This is a genomic window from Pseudanabaenaceae cyanobacterium SKYG29 (assembly GCA_025055675.1).
Lineage (GTDB): Bacteria > Cyanobacteriota > Cyanobacteriia > Pseudanabaenales > Pseudanabaenaceae > M5B4.
In genome coordinates, this window is record JANWWT010000011.1 from 1 (window position 1) to 902 (window position 902).

The following is a 902-nucleotide window of genomic DNA, read 5'->3' on the forward strand; positions in this document are numbered from 1 at the left end:
CATTGTAAATAGATAACAACCACTGATGTTCAGCTATTTAGTTGTATTGCTCGACATAGGGTTTGTTCTGGTCAATCAGCAGGTATTCCTGAAGGGTGGGAATCTGCCGATAATCAAGGAATTTAGCGCCCCGGTCGCGTTCCTCAGTCGAGTCGGATAACACTTCTGCAATCAGTAATGGCTCCATGACGGTATCTCGACGGCCCTCCAAAAGGGGTACGGGTTTGGGAGTAATCATCACATCAGGATAATAAAAGGATTGGGTTTGGGGAATCCATAACCGCTGGTCGGTGATGAAGACCTGAAAGGGTTGACCCTTAAGCGCTAGTCTTAGAAGGGAATATAAGCTTCCTGCCAATTCATTGTGGGTTGTTGTGCCGCCCGCCATTGGGATTAAATCTCCTTGACGATATTCGTGCCGGAGTTCGGACGCCACTTCTTGGGCGAGATATTCGTCGGGCGTCAGCTTTTTTTCTAGGACGGTGCTCATGGTCACTTAGGAACCCAATCGGGATGACAGGATTTGAACCTGCGGCCCTCTGCTCCCAAAGCAGATGCGCTACCAAGCTGCGCTACATCCCGTCAATCTCAATCTTAACCCAGTGATGCTTGAGATTTGGTAAAGTTCCAGCAAAAGGTTTGGGAATACCCCTAGGATGCAAATGGAGCTTGAAGGAGTTGCCAATGGCTGTACTCGCTGCGACCACGATTGACAGTATTCGCGCCTGGGAGGTGCTCGATTCGCGGGGGCGTCCGACGCTGGCGGTGCAGGTGAATTTGGCCGATGGGGACGTGGGAGTGGCCATGGTGCCGAGTGGAGCCTCGACTGGGACGTTTGAAGCGCACGAACTGCGCGACGGGGACCCGCAACGCTACGGTGGGGCTGGGGTGCTCAAGGCGGT

The 902-nt window shown here is 52.9% G+C and carries 2 protein-coding genes and 1 tRNA gene; 1 reads left to right on the plus strand and 2 read right to left on the minus strand.

What is annotated here, in order from left to right; genetic code table 11:
* Window positions 1-37: 37 nt before the first annotated feature.
* Window positions 38-490 (minus strand): Uma2 family endonuclease, encoded by a 453-nt coding sequence (locus NZM01_12570; GenBank protein MCS6960867.1) that lies wholly within the window; start codon window positions 488-490, stop codon window positions 38-40.
* A gap of 18 nt (window positions 491-508) precedes the next feature.
* Window positions 509-582, minus strand: a tRNA-Pro gene (locus tag NZM01_12575).
* 102 nt (window positions 583-684) lie between these two features.
* Here NZM01_12575 and eno point away from each other — a divergent pair.
* Window positions 685-902: phosphopyruvate hydratase (eno, locus tag NZM01_12580; GenBank protein MCS6960868.1), on the plus strand; the 218-nt coding region annotated here is incomplete at its 3' end.